Genomic DNA, 2949 nt, shown 5'->3' with positions numbered 1-2949 from the left:
GTTCCAGGGCCAGGAGGCACCCGTGGTGCTGGTTTCGATGGCCTGCTCGGCGGTTGCCGAGGCGCCCCGCGGAGCCGAGTTCCTGCTGAACCGGAACCGGATCAACGTCGCGGTGTCCCGGGGCCAGTGGCGTGCCGTGGTGATCCGTTCTCCCGAACTCACGAACTACATGCCCCACAAACCGGCTGTTCTGGAGGAGCTCGGGGCGTTCATCGGCCTGAGCCCGAGCCGCCGGCAGGGTAAATTCAGGGGGTGACATCCCCGAACAACAAGCTGCCCGTCGGCGCCCTCGTAGTGCTCGCCGCCATTGGGTTCACCGCCATCACCACCGAACTCCTGCCGTCCGGGCTGCTGCCCCAGATCAGCGCGGATTTCCGGGTGTCGGAGGCAACGGCCGGGTATCTGACGGCGGGTTATGCGGCCATCATCGTGGTGACCGTCATCCCGTTGTCGCTGCTGCTCTCCCGGATACCACGGCACTACCTGCTGATCGCGCTGATCCTGACCTTCGCTGCCAGCAACGCTTTGGTGGCCGTGGTTTCCGATTTCGGCGCTGCCATGGGTTCACGCGTGGTGGGCGGCATCGCCCACGGCCTGCTGTGGTCCGCCATGGCCCCGTTTGTGGCACGGATCGTCCCCGCCCACAAAGTGGGCAAGGCGCTGGCCATCGTGTTCAGTGGCAACAGCCTGGGCCTGGCGATCGGCGCCCCCGTGGGCACCTTCCTGGGCAACCTGCTCGGCTGGCGCGCGGCGTTCCTGGTCCTGGCCGCGTCCGGTGTGCTGCTTGCCATCCTGGCCATGTGGTTGCTTCCGCCGGTCCGGCGCATCCCCGATGCTCCGCACCCCTCCGTCCGCCAGGCGATGAGCCAGCCCGGCGTCAAAGTCGTGGCCATCGGCTGGCCCCTGATGCTGATGGCCCATTTCGCGTTGTTCACCTACATTGCCCCGTTCCTCCGCGAGGCCAAACTTCCTGATTTCAGCATTCCGCTCTCCATCAGCGTCCTGGGGGTAGCCGGGCTGGTGGGCATCTGGATTGCCGGTATCACCGTCGATTCCCGCCCGCGGCGTTGGCTCCTGATCACCATTGCCGGAGTGGTGGTGTCCATGATCCTGCTGCCCCTGGCCGGGGTCGCCTTGCCCGGAGTGGCATTGGCCGTCACCCTGGTCCTGATGTTTATCTGGGGCACGGGAATCGGTGCCATGGGAATCTATAACCAGTCCGCCATCCTCCGTGCGGGCGGCGAGTACCGGGACGCCGCCAACGGGCTGACCGTCCTGACCATACAGATCGGGATCATGATCGGTGCCATGTTCGGCGCCGCTGCGCTGACCTTCGCCGGGCCTCTGCTTGTTCCGGTGGCGGCAGCGATTCCCGCCGTCCTCGCGTTGGTGATCACCTTGACGGGGCGGCGGCACGCGTATCCGCCGGGCCCCAAAGAACGCCCCCTCGGCCAGTCAGGCAAACCGGGCACGGCACGTGCAGGTGCGGCCGGTACCGGCACCCTCAGCGGGCCCTGAAATCCCGGAACGAGTTCTCGGCCGCGGAGATGGACTCCTCCACCCGCTCCACCCGGCCAGGGGCATTCGCTGACCTCAGCCAGTCCAGGAGCTTCCGGACCTGCTGCTCCGGGCCTTCGGCGACGATGGATACGGAGCCGTCGTCGAGGTTTTTCACTACCCCTTTGAGGGCCAGTTCGTCGGCCTTGCCCATCGTCCAGAAACGGAATCCGACCCCCTGCACCGTGCCAAAGACGCGGGCAGAGAGCCGGACATCACCTGTCTGGGGGTCTTCGGACCGGGAGTTTCCGGATGGGGGACTGTCGGGAGCCATGATGGGCGCCGGGATCAGGCCTGCTTGACCAAGGCGGCGTCGACGTTGATCTTCACTTTGTCGCTGACCAGCAGGCCGCCGGCCTCAAGCGCTGCGTTCCACGTAAGGCCGAACTCCTTGCGGCTGATCTCGGTCTCGGCAGAGAAGCCGGCGCGGGTGGCACCGAACGGGTCAACTGCTACCCCGGTGAATTCGACTTCCAGCTCCACCGGCTTGGTGATGCCGCGGATGGTGAGGTCGCCGGTGAGGGTGTAGTCCTCGCCGTCGCCCTCTACGGAGGTGGCGCGGAATTTCATCTCGGGGAACTCTTCGACGTCGAAGAAATCAGGTCCCTTGACATGCGCGTCGCGGTTGGCATCACCGGACTCGAAGCTGGCGGTGTTGACGGTGGCGTGAAGGGAGGCATCGGCCAGCGATTCGCCGACGCGGGCCTCTGCCTTTGCGTCCGTGAACCGGCCCCGGACTTTACTGATGCCTGCATGCCGCACCGTGAAACCGATCTCACTGTGCGACATATCCAACGTCCACTTGCCCGGGGTAAGGCCGGAAGGAAGGGTCATTTCAGCATCTCCTTAAAGGTGTGGAAACCGGTCAGGACGACCGGTTTCCACACTGCTTCACTGAGGAGTTTTTGTCCAGAGACCCGGGATCAGTTGATGGTGATGTCCCGGGTGCGGTGGTCGTAACTGATGGTGACAGTGCCGCCGTCGTGGTGCAGTTCGTGGTTGGGGCCATCGAAGGTGCCGAAGGCGCCGTAGTTCTCTTCCCACGACCGGTTCAGGGCGATCTTGAAGGTGTAGTAGCCGGCCGGCAGGTCGGCGCTGATCTTCCACAGCTGGTCCAGGGTGTCCAGGACCAGCTGGGCCTCGTCATACTGCGGTGCCCAGTTCTCCGGCGCTCCGAGGATGGTGTTGAAGTCGCCGGCAACTGCCACAGCTTCAGGCTGGGGGAACGTCTCCGCGGTGTTGCCCGCAGCGTGCGTTCCGTTGGACGACGCTGCGCCGGCAAGCGCGGCACCTTCCTTCGGGGCTGCCTTGCGCGAGCGGACGGCCTTGACCACGGGCTCTACTGCGTCCTCGATGATCTTTGCGGCCTTGCCCACTGCATCCGCTGCCTTC

Annotated in this window: 5 protein-coding genes; 2 read left to right on the top strand and 3 right to left on the bottom strand. The window is 65.4% G+C overall.

Annotated features, from left to right (window positions below; genetic code table 11):
* Both DBR22_RS06530 and DBR22_RS06525 read left to right on the top strand, forming a co-directional pair.
* Positions 1–256, top strand: a 256-nt coding sequence (locus DBR22_RS06530; protein ID WP_146187413.1) for a hypothetical protein, incomplete at its 5' end; no start/stop codon positions are given.
* Positions 253–1518: an MFS transporter gene (locus DBR22_RS06525; protein WP_375134915.1), complete on the top strand. Its 1266-nt coding sequence runs from the start codon at positions 253–255 to the stop codon at positions 1516–1518. The genes DBR22_RS06530 and DBR22_RS06525, both read left to right, overlap by 4 nt.
* Here the strand turns inward: DBR22_RS06525 and DBR22_RS06520 are convergent.
* From DBR22_RS06520 to DBR22_RS06510, 3 genes are all read right to left on the bottom strand, one after another.
* A complete protein-coding gene (locus DBR22_RS06520; protein WP_108598331.1) occupies positions 1505–1831 on the bottom strand; it encodes an acylphosphatase in 327 nt (108 codons plus the stop codon). The two genes, DBR22_RS06525 and DBR22_RS06520, sit on opposite strands and share 14 nt — an antisense overlap.
* 14 nt (positions 1832–1845) lie before the next feature.
* Entirely contained in the window at positions 1846–2391 is a 546-nt protein-coding gene (locus DBR22_RS06515) for a YceI family protein (RefSeq protein WP_108598330.1), read from the bottom strand.
* Between the two features lie 89 nt (positions 2392–2480).
* Positions 2481–2949: pullulanase X25 domain-containing protein (locus tag DBR22_RS06510; RefSeq protein WP_441296237.1), on the bottom strand; the 469-nt coding region annotated here is incomplete at its 5' end.

The organism is Arthrobacter sp. HMWF013, from assembly GCF_003061105.1.
Classification (GTDB): domain Bacteria; phylum Actinomycetota; class Actinomycetes; order Actinomycetales; family Micrococcaceae; genus Arthrobacter.
The sequence above is the reverse complement of the archived record's forward strand: the minus strand, read 5'-3'. Positions and strand labels throughout refer to the sequence as shown.